Source organism: Derxia gummosa DSM 723, assembly GCF_000482785.1.
Taxonomy (GTDB): Bacteria; Pseudomonadota; Gammaproteobacteria; order Burkholderiales; family Burkholderiaceae_E; genus Derxia; species Derxia gummosa.
The window spans coordinates 254,683-271,793 of the sequence record NZ_AXWS01000008.1 but is presented as its reverse complement, the minus strand read 5'-3'; the positions used below and the strand labels follow the sequence as shown (position 1 = coordinate 271,793).

The 17,111-nt window shown below is 70.7% G+C and carries 15 protein-coding genes; 6 read left to right on the top strand and 9 right to left on the bottom strand.

What is annotated here, in order from left to right; all coding sequences use genetic code 11:
* Positions 1–3 precede the first annotated feature (3 nt).
* Positions 4–768: an enoyl-ACP reductase FabI gene (gene fabI / locus H566_RS0107470; protein ID WP_028310954.1), complete on the bottom strand. Its 765-nt coding sequence runs from the start codon at positions 766–768 to the stop codon at positions 4–6.
* A 194-nt stretch (positions 769–962) separates the two neighbouring features.
* On the opposite strand from fabI, the gene H566_RS0107465 reads away from it, so the two are divergent.
* Positions 963–2,387 carry an MFS transporter gene (locus H566_RS0107465; RefSeq protein WP_028310953.1) on the top strand — a complete coding sequence of 475 codons (1,425 nt, stop codon included), beginning with the start codon at positions 963–965 and terminating at the stop codon, positions 2,385–2,387.
* A gap of 113 nt (positions 2,388–2,500) precedes the next feature.
* Here H566_RS0107465 and H566_RS0107460 read toward each other — a convergent pair whose 3' ends face one another.
* The 7 genes from H566_RS0107460 to H566_RS0107430 all read right to left on the bottom strand — a co-directional run bounded on the left by H566_RS0107460 (position 2,501) and on the right by H566_RS0107430 (position 10,200).
* A complete protein-coding gene (locus H566_RS0107460) occupies positions 2,501–3,844 on the bottom strand; it encodes a sigma-54-dependent transcriptional regulator (RefSeq protein WP_028310952.1) in 1,344 nt (447 codons plus the stop codon).
* Positions 3,837–5,858 carry a sensor histidine kinase gene (locus tag H566_RS0107455; protein WP_084544963.1) on the bottom strand — a complete coding sequence of 674 codons (2,022 nt, stop codon included), beginning with the start codon at positions 5,856–5,858 and terminating at the stop codon, positions 3,837–3,839. Before H566_RS0107455 ends, H566_RS0107460 begins: the two co-directional genes overlap by 8 nt.
* Before the next feature lie 127 nt (positions 5,859–5,985).
* Positions 5,986–6,714 carry an amino acid ABC transporter ATP-binding protein gene (locus tag H566_RS0107450; RefSeq protein ID WP_028310950.1) on the bottom strand — a complete coding sequence of 243 codons (729 nt, stop codon included), beginning with the start codon at positions 6,712–6,714 and terminating at the stop codon, positions 5,986–5,988.
* Positions 6,715–6,729: 15 nt separating this feature from the next.
* The gene (gene gltK / locus H566_RS0107445; RefSeq protein ID WP_028310949.1) at positions 6,730–7,413 is read right to left on the bottom strand and encodes a glutamate/aspartate ABC transporter permease GltK; all 684 of its coding nucleotides are present in this window, start codon (positions 7,411–7,413) and stop codon (positions 6,730–6,732) included.
* 11 nt (positions 7,414–7,424) lie between these two features.
* Positions 7,425–8,165: an amino acid ABC transporter permease gene (locus tag H566_RS0107440; RefSeq protein ID WP_028310948.1), complete on the bottom strand. Its 741-nt coding sequence runs from the start codon at positions 8,163–8,165 to the stop codon at positions 7,425–7,427.
* Positions 8,166–8,169: 4 nt separating this feature from the next.
* Positions 8,170–9,234, bottom strand: a complete 1,065-nt coding sequence (locus tag H566_RS0107435; RefSeq protein WP_028310947.1) for a type II asparaginase — start codon at positions 9,232–9,234, stop codon at positions 8,170–8,172.
* 69 nt (positions 9,235–9,303) lie between these two features.
* The gene (locus H566_RS0107430; protein ID WP_028310946.1) at positions 9,304–10,200 is read right to left on the bottom strand and encodes a glutamate/aspartate ABC transporter substrate-binding protein; all 897 of its coding nucleotides are present in this window, start codon (positions 10,198–10,200) and stop codon (positions 9,304–9,306) included.
* A 440-nt stretch (positions 10,201–10,640) separates the two neighbouring features.
* Here H566_RS0107430 and H566_RS0107425 point away from each other — a divergent pair, with 440 nt between their 5' ends.
* From H566_RS0107425 to H566_RS0107410, 5 genes are all read left to right on the top strand, one after another.
* A complete protein-coding gene (locus H566_RS0107425; RefSeq protein ID WP_028310945.1) occupies positions 10,641–11,393 on the top strand; it encodes an SDR family NAD(P)-dependent oxidoreductase in 753 nt (250 codons plus the stop codon).
* A 70-nt stretch (positions 11,394–11,463) separates the two neighbouring features.
* Positions 11,464–11,622 (top strand): DUF2256 domain-containing protein, encoded by a 159-nt coding sequence (locus H566_RS28105; RefSeq protein WP_084544865.1) that lies wholly within the window; start codon positions 11,464–11,466, stop codon positions 11,620–11,622.
* 111 nt (positions 11,623–11,733) lie between these two features.
* Positions 11,734–11,934 (top strand): type II toxin-antitoxin system VapB family antitoxin, encoded by a 201-nt coding sequence (locus H566_RS0107420; protein WP_028310944.1) that lies wholly within the window; start codon positions 11,734–11,736, stop codon positions 11,932–11,934.
* The gene (locus H566_RS0107415) at positions 11,931–12,311 is read left to right on the top strand and encodes a type II toxin-antitoxin system VapC family toxin (protein ID WP_028310943.1); all 381 of its coding nucleotides are present in this window, start codon (positions 11,931–11,933) and stop codon (positions 12,309–12,311) included. The genes H566_RS0107420 and H566_RS0107415 overlap by 4 nt, the downstream gene beginning before the upstream one ends.
* 186 nt (positions 12,312–12,497) lie before the next feature.
* On the top strand, positions 12,498–13,868 hold the full coding sequence (locus H566_RS0107410; RefSeq protein WP_028310942.1) for an amidohydrolase family protein: 1,371 nt from the start codon (positions 12,498–12,500) through the stop codon (positions 13,866–13,868).
* An 86-nt stretch (positions 13,869–13,954) separates the two neighbouring features.
* Here the strand turns inward: H566_RS0107410 and H566_RS23595 are convergent, their stop codons facing one another.
* Positions 13,955–16,918: a two-partner secretion domain-containing protein gene (locus H566_RS23595; RefSeq protein ID WP_051378311.1), complete on the bottom strand. Its 2,964-nt coding sequence runs from the start codon at positions 16,916–16,918 to the stop codon at positions 13,955–13,957.
* Positions 16,919–17,111: the final 193 nt, after the last annotated feature.

Here is a 17,111-nt window from a genome sequence, read left to right as displayed (position 1 = left end):
CGGTCAGCTCGTGATGTGGAAGCCGCCGTCGATGATCGGCACCGTGCCGGTCACGTTGCGCGCGCCGGGCGAGGCCAGGAAGGTCGCGTAGGCGCCGACTTCCTCGATGGTCGTGAGCTGATGCGTCGGCGCGCGCTCGGCCGCCAGATGCATCAGCTCGTCGAAATGGTCGATACCCGAGGCGGCGCGGGTCTTGAGCGGTCCCGGCGACAGCGCGTTCACGCGGATGCCCTGGGCGCCCAGCTCGGTCGCCAGTTCGCGCGTCACGGCTTCGAGCGCCGCCTTCACCGGCCCCATCACGTTGTACTGATCCACCACGCGGGTCGAGCCGTAGTAGGTGACGGTCATGCAGCTGCCGCCCTGGCTCATGAGCGGCTCGGCGCGCTTGACCATGCGCATGAAGGAATGCACGGAGATGTCCATCGCCTGGGCAAAGCCCTCGCGCGAGCAGTCGACCACGCGGCCGTGCAGGTCATCCTTCGGGCAGAAGGCAATCGAATGCAGCAGCACGTCGAGCCGACCCCAGGTGCGCGCCACCTCGGCGAAGACGGCGTCCATCTGGGCGTCGTCGCTCACATCCAGCGGCAGCAGCAGCGGCGCGCCGATGCGCTGCGCCAGCGGCTCGACCCAGGCCCGCGCCTTGTCGTTCAGATAGGTCAGCGCCACCTCGGCGCCGGCCGCGTGGAAGGCCTGGGCGCAACCCCAGGCAATCGAATGTTCATTGGCGACGCCGACCACCAGCGCCTTCATGCCACTCAGCATCTGCATTCCCTTCCTCCCTCGGGGTGGACCCGGTGTTTTCCGGAGGCTAGGGTCAGGGATTGACCTCCTCGTGTCAGTCGCTGTCACAACTTCCCGCGACGGATTCCTCATCCGCATGCATCACACCCGACGTGCGGTGATCGCACCGACGCTCCGCTCAACGACGCGCCGGCGGCCGCACGCACGGCAAGATTCGGCCGATGACGACCTCCTCCACTCCCGGCGGCGCGCGCAGCCGCGCTCCCCTCGTCTGGCTCGCGGCCGGCGCGATGTTCATGGAAAACCTCGACGGCACGGTCATCGTCACCGCGCTGCCCGCGATGGCCCGAGACTTCGGCGTGCCCGCGATCGACCTCAACCTCGGCGTCAGCGCCTATCTGATGGCGGTGGCGGTGTTCGCGACCGCCAGCGGCTGGATCGCCGACCGCTTCGGCACGCGACGCGTGTTCGCGGGCGCGATCGCCGGCTTCATGCTCGCCTCGCTGCTCTGCGCCGCCAGCACCAGCGAGCTGATGTTCATCGCGATGCGCGTGCTGCAAGGGCTTGCAGGCGCGCTGATGCTGCCGGTCGCGCGGCTCGTCGTGCTGCGCGGCACGCCCAAGGCGGAGATCGTGCACGCGATCGCGGTCATCACCTGGCCGGGCTTGATCGCGCCGGTACTCGGGCCGCCGCTGGGCGGCTTCATCACGCTGCACCTGGGCTGGGAATGGATCTTCCTGCTCAACCTGCCGCTCGGCGCGCTGGCACTGGCGGCGGCGCTGCGCCTGCTGCCCGACGAACGGGCCGAGGCGCTCAGGCCCTTCGACTGGACCGGCTTCGCGCTCGCGGGCGGCGCGCTTCTGTGCGTGATGTGGGCGATGGAAGTGGTCGGCCAGCCAGCCCCGCCGGTGCCCGTGCTGATCGGCGCCGGCTCGGGCGGGCTGGTGCTGGGCTGGCTCGCGCTGCGGCACTTCCGCATGAGCGAACGGCGGCTGATCGAACCCGATCTGCTGCGCGTGTTCAGCTTCGGCCTCACGGTGCGCAGCGGCTCGCTGTTCCGCGCGGCGGTCAGCGCCGTGCCCTTTCTCGTGCCGCTGATGCTGCAACTCGGCTTCGGGCTCGACGCCTTCCATGCCGGGCTGCTGGTGCTGGCGATCTTCGCCGGCAACCTCGTGATGAAGACCGTCACCACGCCGATGCTCCACCGCTTCGGCTTTCGGCGCGTGCTGATCGGCAACGGGCTGGCGCTGGCGCTCAGCATCGGCGCCTGCGGGCTGCTGGCGCCGCACACGCCGGTGGCGCTCACGGCGCTGGTGCTGTTCGTGTCGGGCATGACGCGGTCGATGCAGTTCACGACGGTCAACACGCTTGCCTTCGCCGACGTGCCGGCGGCGCGCATGTCGGCCGCCAACACGCTGTTCAACCTCTCGGCCCAGGTGTCGATGGGCATGGGCGTGGCGGTCGGCGCGCTCGCGCTGCGGCTGGCCGAACTGGTCACGCCCGCGCTCGGCGCGGCGCCCGGCGACACCGCCCTGCCCTACCGGCTGGCTTTCGGCGTGGTGGCGCTGATCGCCGCGCTGGCGCTGGTGGAATGCCGGCGCCTGCCAGCCGACGCGGGCGCCGCGCTGCTGAAGAAGCGGGACTGAGGCAAGGCCGACCGGCCCGCGACGCGAGCCGCATGGTGCCGCGCCGGCTGGCGTCTCACGCCACGCCACGCCACGCCACGCCACGCCACGCCACGCCAACGCCCCGCCCGCACTCAGCGCGCCGTCAGCTCCTGCAACCCATGCTTGCGGATCTTGTCGTGCAGCGTGGTCTTGGCCACGCGCAGCGCCTCGGCGCATCGCGCCACGTTGCCGCCCTGGCGGCGCAGCTCGGCGCTGATGAGGCTGCGCTCGAAGCCATCGACCGACTCGGCCAGCGACAGCCCCGCGTCCTCGGGCGCGCCCACGCCGTCGCCGAGCATGTCCTTGCGGATGCCGAGCGCGAGGCAGTCGGCCACATGGCGCAGCTCGCGCACGTTGCCGGGCCAGTCGTGGGCCATGAGCCGGCGCATCTGCTCGGGCGAGATGTCGGGCTGGGGCCGGTCGTAGCGGCGCGCCGCCGCGAGCGCGAAATGCTCGACCAGCAGCGGGATGTCGTCGCGCCGTTCGCGCAGCGGCGGCAGCTCGATCACCACCACGTTGAGCCGGTAGTACAGGTCGGCGCGAAAGCTCCCGTCGCGCGACTTCTCAAGCAGATCGTCCTTGCTCGCGGCCACCACGCGGCAGTCCACCGGCAGCGGCTTGTTGCTGCCGAGCCGCTCGATCGTGCGTTCCTGCAGCACGCGCAGCAGCTTGATCTGCATCGGCATCGGCATGGTCTCGACCTCGTCGAGAAAGAGCGTCCCGCCCTCGGCATGCTCGATCTTGCCGATGCGCCGCTTGCTCGCGCCGGTGAATGCGCCCGGCTCGTGGCCGAACAGTTCGCTGTCGAGCAGGTTGTCGGGCATGCCGCCGCAGTTGAGCGCGACGAAGGGCTTGTCGCGCCGCCGCGAAAGCTCGTGCAGCGCCTGGGCCACCAGCTCCTTGCCGGTGCCGGTCTCGCCGCGCACCAGCACGTCCACCGGCGAATCGGCCACCTGCATGATCAGTTCGCGCACCCGTTCCATCTGCGGCGAGCGGCCGATGAGCTTGCCCTCGATGCCCTCGTGCTGCGACAGCCGCCGACGCAGGTCGAGCACTTCGAGCGTGAGCCGGCGCTTGTCGATCGCGCGCCGCACCACGTCCACCAGCAGCTCGGGCGCGAAGGGCTTCTGGATGAAGTCGTAGGCGCCGGCGCGCATCGCCTCGACCGCGAGACTCACGTCGCCGTGGCCGGTGATGATGATGACGGGCAGCTCGCCGTCGATCTCGCGCGCGCGGCGCAGCAGCGCCATGCCGTCGGCGCCGGGCAGGCGCATGTCGGTCACGACCACGCCCGCAAAGCCGGGCGCCAGCTTGCGCAGCGCCTCCTCCGCGCTCTCGACCGCCGTGACGGGAATGCCGCCGAGCTGCATCGCCTGCACGCAGCCGAGGCGGACATTGGGATCGTCCTCGACGATCAGCACGCTGATTTCAGGCATCGGTCAGGGTCTCCGGCGGCAGGGGCAGGACGAGGGTGAAGCGGGCGCCGCCCGCCGGCGCATTGTCGGCCAGCAGCTCGCCGCCGGCCTCGCGCGCGATGTCGCGCGAGATCGACAGCCCGAGGCCGAGACCGGCGCCGGCCGGCTTGGTGGTGAAGAAGGGCTCGAACAGCCGGCGCCGCGCGTCGGGCGTGAGGCCGGTGCCGGTGTCGGTCACGGCGATGAAGACGCGCGCGGCGTCGCCGGCGGCCGCGAATGCGGCGGCGCCGGTGTCGGCATCCGCGCCGTCAACGCCGCCGCCCTCGCCCGGCAGCGCCAGCCCCGCCTCGATCACGATGCGCTGCACCGCCGCGCCCTGCATCGCGTCGGCCGCGTTGGCGACGAGGTTCACCAGCACCTGCTCCATGCGGTTCTGGTCGCACCACGCAAAGCATTCGCCCTTGGGCACGCGGTTGAGCACTTCCACCTTCTGCCCGCGCAGCCGCGCGTCGAGGATGAACAGCGCATTGCCCACCGCATGCGCCACGTCCACCGCCGCCGGCCGCGATTCGGACTTGCGTGCAAACGCTTTCAACGGATGGATGATGCCGCCCATCTGCTCGACCATGCGGCCGATGATTTCGAGGTTGCCGGCGGTCGCCTCGGCATTGCCACGGCGCAGGAACTCGGCCGCGTTGCCCGAGAGCGTGCGGATCGCCGCGAGCGGCTGGGTGAGTTCATGCGTGATGCCGGTGGCGAGCTGGCCCAGCACGGCGAGCTTGGCCGCCTGCACCAGTTCGTCCTGGGCCGCGCGCAGCGTCTGCTCGGCCGCGATGCGCTCGGCCACCTCGTGGCGCAGGCGTTCGTTGGCCTCGGTCAGCTCGCGCGTGCGGCTGACCACCTTGTCTTCGAGTTCGGAGTTCACACGCTCAAGCATTCGTCGCGCTTCGAGTCGTTGGAGGAGGAGTCGGCGGCGCTGCTGGACGATGAGCGCGAGCAGCAGCAGGAAGCCCGCCGCCACCATCGCGAGCACGCCATCCACCAGCGCCTGCCTGCGCAGGCCGCGCAGGTCGGAAAACATCATCAGCCGCCAGTCCATGCCGTCGAGCCGGCGGCCGAGCACGAGCAGGCCGTCGCCGGCGCGCGGCAGCGCATGGCCGCCGTCGCGCAGCAGCTGGTCGGTGCGCTCGCTGTCGCGGTCCACCGCGAGCCGCGCGCCGATCGGGAAGGGCGGGATCGGCCGGTCGCCGTAGATGCGGTTGATCTGCATGTCCACGCGCCGCTCGATGTCGAGCGTGGTTAGCGCGGTAAAGCGCCATTCGGGCTGCGACGACAGGATGACCACCTCGTTGCCGTCGGCGATGAGCGCGGGCGCGCCGAGCATCGGCCAGGCATCCTCGAACTGACGCAGGCCGATCTTGATCGCCGCCACGCCCACCACGCGCGCGCCGTCGCGCACCGGATGCGAGATGTAGTAGCCCGGCACGCCGCTCTTCTCGCCCACGGCAAAGTGCCGGCCCACGCGCCCCGACAGCCCGTCGAGGAAGTAGGGCCGGAAGCCCAGCTCCAGGCCGACGAGGCTGTCGTCGCCTTCCAGGCTGTTGCTCGACGCGATGACGGTGCCGCGCTCGTTCATCACGTAGATGGCGATGCCGCCCACATGGGCGTTGAGCCGGCGCAGGTAGTCGCTGACCGCGTCGGCGCGCTCGGGCGTCGGCTCGCGCAGCAGGTCGAGCACGTCGCGGTCGAGCTGGATGGTCGCGGGCACATGCTGGTAGCGGTCGAGCGCCGAGCCGACCGCCGCCGCGAACAGGTCGAGCCGGTGGTCGGCATCGACGCGCAACTGGCGCAGTCCTTCGCGCTCGCTGAACGTGAAGCCGATGTTGCCGGCCACCGCGAGCGTCGCCAGCGCGAGCGCCGCCGCCAGCAACCGGGGCACGCGCCGGCGCACGTTGGTCCAGGCGAAGGGCGGTCGGGTGGCCGGCGCGCGCGCGCCCGTGTCGATGCCGTCGTCGCCCTGCCCTTGCTGATCCATCCGCGCTCCGCTGTCGTCGCCCTGCCGGTCATGCCGGCCGGCGAGCATATCGCCGCCCCTGCCCGTCACCGCCGCGCCGTCGTGGCGCGACCGGCGCGGCAGGCGCCGCATGCCGCCGGCCACCCGCTCAGTGCTGGAGGATCTTGGCGAGGAAGGACTGCGCGCGCTCCGAACGCGGGCTGTCGAAGAAGGCCTGCTTCTCGTCGTCCTCCACGATGCGGCCGGCGTCCATGAAGATCACCCGGTCGGCCACCTTGCGCGCGAAGCCCATCTCGTGGGTCACGCACATCATCGTCATGCCTTCCTTGGCCAGCTCGACCATCACGTCGAGCACCTCGCCCACCATCTCGGGGTCGAGCGCGGACGTGGGCTCGTCGAACAGCATCACGATCGGGTCCATGCTCAGCGCGCGGGCGATCGCCACGCGCTGCTGCTGGCCGCCCGAGAGCTGGCCCGGGTACTTGTGCGCATGCGCCTTCAGGCCCACGCGCTCCAGCAGCTTGAGGCCCTTGTCGGTCGCCTCGTCCTTGCTCCGGCCGAGCACCTTGGTCTGCGCGATCGTCAGGTTCTCGGTGATGCTCAGATGCGGGAACAGCTCGAAGTGCTGGAACACCATGCCGACATGGCTGCGCAGCTTGGGCAGGTTGGTGCGCGGATCGCCCACCTCGGTGCCGTTCACGCGAATGCTGCCGGCCTGGAAGGGTTCGAGCGCGTTCACGCACTTGATGAGCGTGCTCTTGCCCGAGCCCGACGGGCCGCACACCACCACCACCTCGCCCTTGCGGATGGAGGTGCTGCAATCGGTCAGGACCTGGAAGCTGCCGTAGTGCTTGGAGACCTTGTCGATCTCGATCATGGGAGTGGACATGGATTACGCCTTGACGAGACGACGTTGATAGCCCTGCACGATGCGCGACAGCCCGAAGCAGAGGACGAAGTACACGGCACCCGCGAACAGCAGCAGCTCGACGATGCGGCCGTCGCGGTCACCCACCTTGTAGGCGGTGCCGAAGAAGTCGGCCAGCGCCGACACGTAGACGAGCGAGGTGTCCTGGAACAGCACGATGGCCTGCGTCAGCAGCAGCGGCACCATGTTGCGGAAGGCCTGGGGCAGCACCACGAGCGTCATCGCCTGCCAGCGCGTCATGCCCAGCGCGCTCGCCGCCATGGTCTGGCCGCGCGGCACGCTCTGGATGCCGGCGCGGATGATCTCGGCGTAATAGGCCGACTCGAACAGCGCGAAGCCCACCAGCGCCGACACCAGCCGGATGTCGGTATGCGGATCGAGGCTGAACAGCGCGCCGAGCAGCTGCGGCACGATCAGGAAGAACCACAGCAGCACCATCACCAGCGGGATCGCGCGGAACAGGTTGACGTAGCCCGTCGCGAACCAGCGCAGCGCCGCGCTGTTCGACAACCGCAGCACCGCCAGCACCGTGCCCCAGGCAATGCCCACCACCACGGCCACCGCCGTGATCTCCAGCGACACCTTCATGCCCGAGGCCAGCAGCGGCAGCGCGCCGGGGATGGAAGACCAGTCGTATTCGTAAGCCATCGTCGGGCTCCTCAGCGGTGGCCGGCGAAGCCGGGAATGCGGCTGCGCGCCTCGACCCAGCGCATCAGCGTCATGACGCCCGCGTTGATGCACAGATAGGCCAGCGTCACCGCGATGAAGGACTCGTAGGGCTGGGCCGTGTAATCGACCAGCTGTCGGCCCTGCGCCGTGAGTTCGAGCAGGCCGATCGTCGAGCACACCGCCGAGTTCTTGAAGATATTGAGGAACTCCGAGGTGAGCGGCGGGATGACGGTGCGCAGCGCCACCGGCAGCAGCACATGGCGATAGGTCTGCGCCAGCGTGAAGCCCATCGCCAGGCCCGCGTTGCGCTGGCCGCGCGGCAGCGCCTCGATGCCTGCGCGCACCTGCTCCGCGACCCGCGCCGCCGTGAAGAAGCCCAGGCACAGGAAGGCCGCGATGAACTGCTGGGCCAGCGGCGAGGTCTGCTTGAAGGCATCGCCGAGACTTTCGGGCAGCAGCTCGGGCAGCACGAAGTACCAGATGAAGAGCTGCACCAGCAGCGGCACGTTGCGCAGCAGCTCGACATAGCTCGTGCCCACGCGCCGCGCCCACGGCGACGGCAGGGTGCGCAGCACGCCCATCGTCGTGCCGACGACGAGGGCCAGGGTCCACGCGGCGAGCGACAGCACCACCGTCGTCTCCAGCCCGGAGACGAGCCAGCCGGCATAGCTGGCACCGTCGCCGGTGGCGGACTCGAGGGCGAAGACGCCCCAGTTCCACTGGTAGGCCATGGGATCAGTACTCCCAGAACATGCGCTGGAGTTGCGCCGGATCGTTCGTGACCGTCAGGCCGAGCATCGTGAGGATGCGGGCCTTCTGCGGATTTAGGTCATGCGCCGCGACCCAGCCGTACTTGTCGTCGGGCTGCTCGGCATTGCGGATCACGAAGCCGCCGCCTGTCACGCGCGACGAGCGCACCACGGTCACGCCCCTGGCGGTGAGTTCCTGCAGCGTCGGCACCACCTCCTTCGACACCGAGCCGTTGCCCGTGCCGGCGTTGATGACAGCCTTTGCACCGGCGGCAGCGAAGGCCTTGAAGGCATCGCCATTGGCGTTGCCGCTGCCGTAGCCGACATCGACGCGCGGCAGCGTGGTGAGGTTGGCGATGTCGAACTCGGAGTTGCTGGTGTGGCGCTTGACCGGCGCGCGGAACCAGTAGCTCTTGCCCTCGACGATCATGCCCAGCGGGCCCCAGGGGCTCTGGAAGGCGTCGGTGCGGATGTTGATGGTCTTGGCCACGTCGCGGCCCGACCAGATGCAGTCGTCCATCACCACGAGCACGCCCTTGGCGCGCGCGGTCGGCTCGCCGGCCACCGCCACGGCGTCGTAGAGGTTGAGCGCGCCGTCGGCCGACAGCGCCGTGCCCGGCCGCATCGAGCCCACGACGACGATCGGCTTGTCGGTGTGGATCGTGAGGTTCAGGAAGAAGGCGGTTTCTTCGAGCGTGTCGGTGCCGTGGGTGACGACCACGCCGTCCACGTCGGGCTTGGCAACGAGTTCGGCCACCTTGCGGCCGAGCGTCAGCAGATGCTCGTTGGTGAAGCTTTCCGAGGCAATCTGGAAGGCCTGCTCGCCGCGCACGCGGGCGACGGTGTTGAGTTCGGGCACGCTGGCGAGCAGCTTGTCCACCGGCACCTTGGCGGCCTGGTAGCTCGCGCTGTTGACGGCCGACGCACCCGCGCCGGCAATGGTGCCGCCGGTGGCGACGATGACGACCTGGGGCAGCTCGCCAGCCTGCGCGGCCAGGCTTGCAAGCGCTATCAGACCGACCGCGCAGGCGCGGGCGAAGGACTTGAACATGACGGACTCCTGATGGGATGGGCGGTGTGGGAGTCCGGCCGCGCGATGCACGGCCGGGGCGTGCTGCGCTTATTCGAAGGGCTTGTCGTTCGGGTTCTTGAACAGGTGCTGCACCGCGTCCGACGGCGGCCACGCGAGGTTCAGGCCCTTGGGCGGGATGGGCTTGTTGAACCACTTGTCATAGATCTTCGCGGCCTCGCCCGAGGTCATGATCTTCGCGATCGCGGCGTCCACCACCTTCTTGAAGGCGGCGTCGTCCTTGCGCAGCATGCAGCCATAGGCTTCCTGCGACATCGGCGTGCCCACGACGGTCCACTCGTCCGGGCGCTTGGCCTTGGCGCGTTCGCCGTACAGCAGGGCGTCGTCCATCATGAAGGCGACGGCGCGGCCGGTTTCGAGCGTGAGGAAGGATTCGCCGTGGTCCTTGGCCGAGATGATGTTCATCTTCAGGCCCTTTTCCTCGTTGTAGCGGCGCAGGAGGCGCTCCGAGGTCGTGCCGGCCGTGACCACCACGTTCTTGCCCGCGAGGTCCGGGAAGTCGTTGATGCCCGAAGTCTTCTTGGTCATGAGGCGGGTGCCGACCACGAAGATGCTGTTGGTGAAGCTCACCTGGCGCGCGCGCTCGACGGTGTTGGAGGTCGAGCCGCATTCGAGATCGACGGTGCCGTTCTGCACCAGCGGGATGCGGTTCTGCGAGGTGACGGGCACGAGCTTGATGTTGAGCGCCGGCAGCTTGAGCTCGGCCTTCACCGCGTCGGCCACCCTGAGCATGATTTCCTGCGAGTAGCCGATGACCTGCTGGTTGTCGTCGTAGTACGAGAACGGGATCGACGATTCGCGGTGCCCGAGGCTGATGGTGCCGGTGTCGGCGATGCGCTTGAGCGTGGGCGGCACGTCCTGCGCGACGGCGCTGCCGGCGGCGACGAGGCCGAGCGCGAGAACGAGCGAGCGGAAGATCGGATGCATCGAGGGCTTTCCTTCGTTGGACTGCGGTGGGGCTGCGGTGGGGTTCCGGGCCGGGGCGGGCTGTGCTGCTGGCGCTGCCGCGCCGCCGGGGACGCTGCTGTATTTGCATGCGGCGTTCCAGCCCTGGCGGGTTTCCGTCGCCTTCGCAAGTGGCTGATTTTTCGTGACTTTGCGCGAGGCCGCGCGACGCGGCGGACGGATTCCCGGATGCGTGCCCGGACGGGCGGACGGATTCCCGTAGGGATGGCGCGAGGGGTATCGGCGCGCGCAGTGCGGGCCCCGCGGCACTCCGGCGTTGTTCACGCTGGCGCCTCGCCGCGCGACGCCCGGCGCACGCGCGGCCGGGCGGGCGGAACTCGCGCCGGCCGGGCCGGTCCCTGAGCGCGGGGCCGGCGCGCGCGGTGCGTGCCGGCCTTTCGGTCCGCACGGGGGGAAAGGCCATGACCACGCTCATCACCGGCGCCACGGGCGCCATCGGCGGCGCGCTTGCCGCGCAACTCGCGGCGGAAGGCCGGCCACTGCTGCTCGTCGCGCGCGACGCGGCGAAGCTCGACGCGCTCGCGGCCACAACCGGCGGCAGCGCGCTCGCGCTCGACCTGCGCGATTCCGCCACCGCCCTGCCCGCGCTCCAGGCCGCCTTCGCCGCCGCTGCCGAGGCGGGCCGCCCGGTGACGCGGCTCGCGCATTGCGTCGGCAGCACGGTCGTGCGGCCGCTGCATCTGACGCAGGAAGCCGACTGGCGCGAGCAGTTCGAGATCAACGCGACCACGGCCTTCACCGTGCTCAAGGCCTGCGTGACCGACGCGATCAAGCGGCCGCATCCGCTCGCGGCGGTGCTCGTGAGTTCGGTGGTGGCGCATGGCGGTTTCGCCAATCACGAGGCGATCGGCGCGGCCAAGGCGGCGGTGGCGGCGCTCGCGCTCGGCACCGCCGCGAGCTATGCCGACAAGGGCGTGCGCGTGAACGTGGTCGCGCCCGGCCTCACGCGCTCGACGCTCACGCAGCGCTTCATCGCCACGCCCGCCGCCGAGGCGCGCAGCGCCGCGCTGATCCCGACCGGGCGCATCGGCGAGCCGGCCGAGGTCGCGGCGACGATCGCCTTCCTGCTGAGCGACGCGGCTGCGCACATCACCGGGCAGGTGTTGCAGGTGAGCGGTGGACAGGGGTGTCTGCATCCGCTGCCGAAGGCGTGAGAGCCGTGAACGGCAATGGCATGGCGAGCAGCGATTGCCGCATCGCCCCTGAATCGCGCGCGTGGCGACGATGAGCGAGCCGAAGCGCGGCTTTCGCGGCAACAAGCAGGCGCTGCCGACCAAGCCCTGCGTGGCCTGCGGCCGCCCCATGACATGGCGGCATGCCTGGGCAAAGAACTGGGCGGAGGTGAGGTACTGCTCCGACGCCTGTCGCAAACGGCCCCGCTGAGGAACCTCCGTCGAAAGCCCTGACCGACGCAGAAGCGCCAAGCTTTCCGGCCTCCCGTATCGGCGCCAGAATGGATGCGTTCTCGCACCAGTCGTGATGCAAGGAGCCTTCATGCGAACCACCGTGACCATCGACGACGCGCTCTACGAACGAGCGCTTGAAGTCGCCGACCCCGACATGGACAAGGCCGATCTCTTCCGCGAAGCCATCAGGACCTTCGTCCGGGTTCAGGCCGCCAAGCGCCTCGCGGCCCTGGGCGGCACGGCGCCCGAAATGCCCGACATCCCGCGCCAGCGCGACGGCGGCGAATGAAGCCGGTGCTGGTGGACACCTCGGTCTGGGTCGCCCATTTCCGTCTTCCCTCCGCCGAGCTTCAGAGCCTGCTCGCGGCCGACCGGGTACTGATCCATCCCCTCGTCATCGGCGAACTTGCCTGCGGCACGCCGCCGCAGCGCGCGCGCACGCTGACCGACCTTCGCAACCTCGCGCAGGCAAGGCGCGCCAGCCTCGACGAAGTGATCGACTTCATCGAACGCGAACAGCTCTTCGGACTCGGCTGCGGACTGATCGACCTGACGCTCCTCGCCTCGACGCTCATCACCCCGGGTGCCGAGCTGTGGACGCTGGATCGGCGGCTCGCGCAGCTGGCGCAGCGCATGGCGATCCTCCACGTCGCGGCGGGGCACTGACCAGACGCAATTGCCGGACAAGAACCTGCTGCGCGCCAAGCTGCACGAACTGCTGGCCCGCCAGTTGCACGACGACGGCCCGACGGCGGACCGAGCCAGCTCCGCGCGGCCGCCGGGCCTCGCTTCGGGGCGCGCGACGACTCCGCCCGCCCCGCTTCCCGCACCCGTTCCGCCCGAGGCCTTCCCATGCCCAACCAGCTCCTCCACGCCGACCTCGTCCTGCCCATGACGCCCGGCAACCCGGTCATCCGCGACGGCGCCGTCGTCGTGGGCGACGACGGCCGCATCCTCGCCGTCGGCCCGGCGTCCGATCTGCTTGCCGCCCATCCCGATGCCGCCGTGCGCCGCCTGCCCGGCCGGCTGCTCATGCCCGGCCTCGTCAACACCCACAGTCATTCGGGCCTGCTGCGCGGCACCGCCGAGGGGCTGCCGGTGTGGGAATGGCTGCGCCGGTTCATCGACCCGATGCACCGCGTGCTCACGCCAGAGGACGCCGAGGCCGCGAGCTGGCTCTGCTATGCCGAATCGCTGCTCGCCGGCACCACCACCGTGCTCGACATGTGGCGCCACATGGACGGCAGCGGCCGCGCGGCCGAGGCGCTCGGCTTGCGCGCGGTGCTCGTGCCCTACGCGGCCGAGCATCCCGAGCACGACTACTTCGAGACGCTGGCGAGCAATGCCGCCTGCCTCGCGCGCTGGCATGGCGCGGCGGGCGGACGCATCAGCGTGTGGGTCGGCATGGAGCACCTGTTCTATTTCACGCCCGACGCCTGGGCGCGCGCGGTGGCGCTCGCGCGCGACCACGGCACCGGCCTGCACACGCACAGCAACGAAAGCCGCTTCGACGTGGAAGAAAGCCTGCGCCGCTTCGGCAAGCGGCCGCTGCGCGCGATGGAAGCCCTCGGCCTGCTCGACGCGCCGCGCGTGCTGCTCGCCCACGGCGTCTGGCTCGACGATGACGAGATCGCGCTGCTGGCCGAGCGCAAGGTGGGCATCGCGCACAACCCGGTCAGCAACATGAAGCTCGCGAGCGGCGCGGCGCCGGTGACGAAGCTGCTCGCGGCCGGCGTGGCCGTCGGCCTCGGCAGCGACGGCGAGAAGGAGAACAACAACCTCGACCTGTTCGAGGAGATGAAGGTCGCCTCGCTGCTCGCCAAGCTCACCGCGCTCGATGCCGGCGCGCTCGACGCCTGGGACGTGCTGGGCATGGCGACGATCGGCGGCGCGCGGGCGCTCGGGCTCGATGCCGACATCGGTTCGCTCGAAGCCGGCAAGCAGGCCGACCTGATCGCCGTGCGCACCGACACGCCGCGCATGACGCCGCTCGTCACCGACGGGCCGCTCATGAACCTGCACCACAACCTCGTGCACGCGGTGCGCGGCGGCGATGTGGCGCTGACGATGGTCGCCGGCCGCGTCGTGGCCGAGGACGGCGTGCTGCTCACCGCCGACCTGCCCGAGCTGATCGGCCGCGTGAATGCGCTTGCACCGGCGCTGTTCACGCGCCGCGCCGACTGGCTCGCGGCGCATGCGACGGTGGATTCGCTGCGCGGCTGAGGCGGGGCGGGGCGGCCACCCGCTCCGTGCCGACGTCGCTGTGTCTCGACGCGCCCCACCCGGCGCCGCGGCGCGTCGCCATCGCCTCAGCGCGCCGCACCCTCCTGCGCCTTGCGCTCCCCGCCTTCATCCAGCTCGATGCTGCGCACGCCGGCCGAATAGCGCGAGCGCTCCAGCACGGTGAGCATCTCGGTCAGCGCCGGGGCGCGCTGCGGCATGGCTGACGGCGCCGAGGCCGCCGACGCCGCCTGCGCCGAGGCACGCGCCGTCTCGCGCTGGATGCTGCCCGCCGCCGCGCCGGCCGCGTCGCCGCGCTGACGCAGCACCTGCCGCTCGCGCGCGGCCTCTTCCTGGCGCAGCTGCTCGGCATGCTCGGCCGCCACGTCGCGGTAGCTGCTGTCGGTGATCGTGCCGGTATATTCGACGCTGTTGGACGTGAAGCTGTTGCTGCCCACCAGCCCGCCCGTGCCGTCCTCGGACGTGACCGAGCCGGTCGCGTTCGAGCCATCGATCACGCCCAGGTTCAGCCCGGCCAGCCCGCCGGCCAGCTTGCCGTTCACGTTGCCCGACGCGTACGAGTCGGCGATGCGCCCGGCGTTGCTGCCCGCCAGTCCGCCCGCGTACAGGCCGCCGGTGACGTCGCCGGTGGCATGCGAGCCGGTGATGCTGCCGCCTTCGTAATTGGCGCCCGCCAGCCCGCCCGTCGCGCTGCCCGGGTTGCCGATCACCGCGCCGGTCGCGTAGGAGCCGGTGATCGCGCCGTAGTTCTCGCCCACCAGCCCGCCGAGCGCATCGGCCAGGCCGCTCACCATGCCGGTCGCGTGGGAGCCGGTCACGCTGCTTTCCGCACTGGTGGCGCCCACCAGACCGCCGGCGCGGCCATAGCCGCCGAAGGAATGGAGGCTGAGCAGATTGCTGCTCACCACATCGCCCGACGCCCAGGAATCGCTGATGCTCGCCGCGCCGTACATCTGGGCCACGAGGCCGCCGAGGTACCAGCCGCCGCCCGTCACGTCGCCGGTCGCGTACGAGCCCGAGATGCTGGCGTAGCTCAGCATGCCGACCAGACCGCCGGCGGCATTGGTCTGCACCGGCACCGTCACGTCGCCGGTGGCGTGGCTGTCGACGATGCTGCCGCGGATCACGTCGCCGACGAGGCCGCCGATGGCCATCGCGCTCACGTTCACGTTGCTGCTGACCACCGTCACCTTGCCGCTTGCCCACGAGTCGCTGATCGTGCCGTTGGTGCTGCGCCCCACCAGCCCGCCGATGCTGCCGAAGCCCGGGTCGAGCGTCCCGCCGGTCACGCTCGCGCTCGAATGCGACGCCGCGATGCTCCCGAGGTTGAAGCCGACCAGCCCGCCGGTCACGTAGTTGCCCGTCACCTGCCCGCTCGCCCAGGCATTGCTCACGCTGCCGCGATTCATGCCGACCAGCGCGCCGACCCAGGAATAGCCGGTGACATCGGCATTGGTCACGCCGATGTCGCGGATGACCGAGCCGTTCGAGGCGATGCCGACAAGCCCCACGCCATAGGCGTAGTTGACGAGGTCGTCGGCGACGATCCTGAGCCCGTCGACCGTGTGCCCCATGCCCGCGAGCGTGCCGCCGAGCGTGCCGAGCACCGAGGTGGGATGGGTCGCGCCCGAGGCGTCGATGTCCTGCGCGAGCGCGTAATGGCCGTTGGCCGCGTACTCGTCGTTGTCGTCGAGCGCGGCCAGCTCGGCCAGGCCGTGGACGAGCTGGTACTGCGTTCCGTTGATCGCGAGGCTCGCGCCGGCACCCGACAGCGTCACGCTCGCGCCGCCGGCGAGCTTGTAGTCGCCGCCGTAGTCGAGCGTGAGGCCGGCGCCCGCGCCGGTCGCGGTGATTGGCGCGTTGACGAGGATGTCGTGCGTCGCCTTCAGGCCGAGCCGGGTGCCGGCCGACCAGCTCACCGCCTCGTTCACGCGCAGGTTGCCGTCGCTGCCCGAACCCATCGTCGATTCGATGTCGATGTCGTTGCTCGCGAGCAGGGTCGAGAGCAGGCCCGCGCCGATGTCGCCGCCGCTGCCGATCGTGAAGCCGTCGGGGTCGATGAGCAGCCGGCCCGTGCGGCCCGAGGCGGCGGCGGTCGTGATGACCACGTCGTCGGCGAAGCCCACCTTGCGGCCCGAGGTCTCGATGAAGCCGCCGTCGCCGACCGCCGGCGCCGACGCGTCGAGCGTGCCGGCCACATGCGCGCCGCCGCCCTCGGCCAGCACGACGATCCCGCCTTTCAGGTCGTCGATCGTGCGCGCGCGCAGCAGGCCGGTGGTGTTGACCTGGGCGCCGGCCAGTTCGTCGGCGCCGCGCGCGGTCAGCAGGATGCGGCCGCCGTCGGCCACGATGGCGCCGCCGTTCTCGACCAGCGCCGCGAGACCGCCGGCGTCGAGGCTCAGCCCGAGCAGCGAGTCGCCGGCAAACGTGAGCGTCACGCGATTGCCGGCCGCGAGCGCGGCCATGCCCTTCGGCGCCTCGATGCCGCCGCCGTTGCGCACCGCGCCGCCGAGCAGGGCCACATAGCCGCCCTCGGGCACGCTGATGCGGCCGTCGTTCTCCACCGCTCCGCCGCCGCCGGCGAAGACCTGGCGCCCGGCGATGAAATCGGTGTTCGAGATGTCGAGCGTGCTGGCCACGATGCCGGCCGCGCTGACGCTGCTGCCGGCGCCGAACAGCACGCCGTTGGAATTGACGAGAAAGACCTGGCCGTTCGCCCGCAGCACGCCGTCGATCACGCTGCGCTCGTTGCCGATCACGCGGTTGAGCGCGATCGCGCTGCGGTCGGGCTGGACGAAGTTCACCTGCTCGCCACTCGCGATGCCGAAGCTCCGCCAGTCGATGACGGCGCGCGCGCTCGACTGGTCGATCGTCGTGGCCGTGCCCGACCGGCTGATCGTCGCGCTGCCGAGCACGACCTCGCCGCCGCTTGGCGCGGCAAGCGCGAGTGGCGGCAGGGCCAGCGCCGCGAGCGCGGCACTCAGTCGGCGCAGGACCGGAAGCGAAATGGGCGGGGCCGCGCGGCGGGGCATCGAATTCTCCTGACAGCAATCGTTGGGAAATGGCGGCCGGCCCCATTGCGAGGACCGTGCCCGCATTGCCCGATCCCACGCTCTCCTTCGCGATTGCGACCTGCCAGTCGCCTCCCTGCAAGGCAGCTGCGCGGCGGTCGTCTCCGGGCGCGGCCTGCCACGCGACATATTCATTCGGCTATTTCGCCGACCT

Excerpts from the sequence above, each read along its gene's own strand:
- fabI (WP_028310954.1), bottom strand. The coding sequence starts at position 768 with ATGCAGATGCTGAGTGGCATGAAGGCGCTGGTGGTCGGCGTCGCCAAT.
- H566_RS0107465 (WP_028310953.1), top strand. The coding sequence starts at position 963 with ATGACGACCTCCTCCACTCCCGGCGGCGCGCGCAGCCGCGCTCCCCTC.
- H566_RS0107460 (WP_028310952.1), bottom strand. The coding sequence starts at position 3,844 with ATGCCTGAAATCAGCGTGCTGATCGTCGAGGACGATCCCAATGTCCGC.
- H566_RS0107455 (WP_084544963.1), bottom strand. The coding sequence starts at position 5,858 with ATGGATCAGCAAGGGCAGGGCGACGACGGCATCGACACGGGCGCGCGC.
- H566_RS0107450 (WP_028310950.1), bottom strand. The coding sequence starts at position 6,714 with ATGATCGAGATCGACAAGGTCTCCAAGCACTACGGCAGCTTCCAGGTC.
- gltK (WP_028310949.1), bottom strand. The coding sequence starts at position 7,413 with ATGGCTTACGAATACGACTGGTCTTCCATCCCCGGCGCGCTGCCGCTG.
- H566_RS0107440 (WP_028310948.1), bottom strand. The coding sequence starts at position 8,165 with ATGGCCTACCAGTGGAACTGGGGCGTCTTCGCCCTCGAGTCCGCCACC.
- H566_RS0107435 (WP_028310947.1), bottom strand. The coding sequence starts at position 9,234 with ATGTTCAAGTCCTTCGCCCGCGCCTGCGCGGTCGGTCTGATAGCGCTT.
- H566_RS0107430 (WP_028310946.1), bottom strand. The coding sequence starts at position 10,200 with ATGCATCCGATCTTCCGCTCGCTCGTTCTCGCGCTCGGCCTCGTCGCC.
- H566_RS0107425 (WP_028310945.1), top strand. The coding sequence starts at position 10,641 with ATGACCACGCTCATCACCGGCGCCACGGGCGCCATCGGCGGCGCGCTT.
- H566_RS28105 (WP_084544865.1), top strand. The coding sequence starts at position 11,464 with ATGAGCGAGCCGAAGCGCGGCTTTCGCGGCAACAAGCAGGCGCTGCCG.
- H566_RS0107420 (WP_028310944.1), top strand. The coding sequence starts at position 11,734 with ATGCGAACCACCGTGACCATCGACGACGCGCTCTACGAACGAGCGCTT.
- H566_RS0107415 (WP_028310943.1), top strand. The coding sequence starts at position 11,931 with ATGAAGCCGGTGCTGGTGGACACCTCGGTCTGGGTCGCCCATTTCCGT.
- H566_RS0107410 (WP_028310942.1), top strand. The coding sequence starts at position 12,498 with ATGCCCAACCAGCTCCTCCACGCCGACCTCGTCCTGCCCATGACGCCC.
- H566_RS23595 (WP_051378311.1), bottom strand. The coding sequence starts at position 16,918 with ATGCCCCGCCGCGCGGCCCCGCCCATTTCGCTTCCGGTCCTGCGCCGA.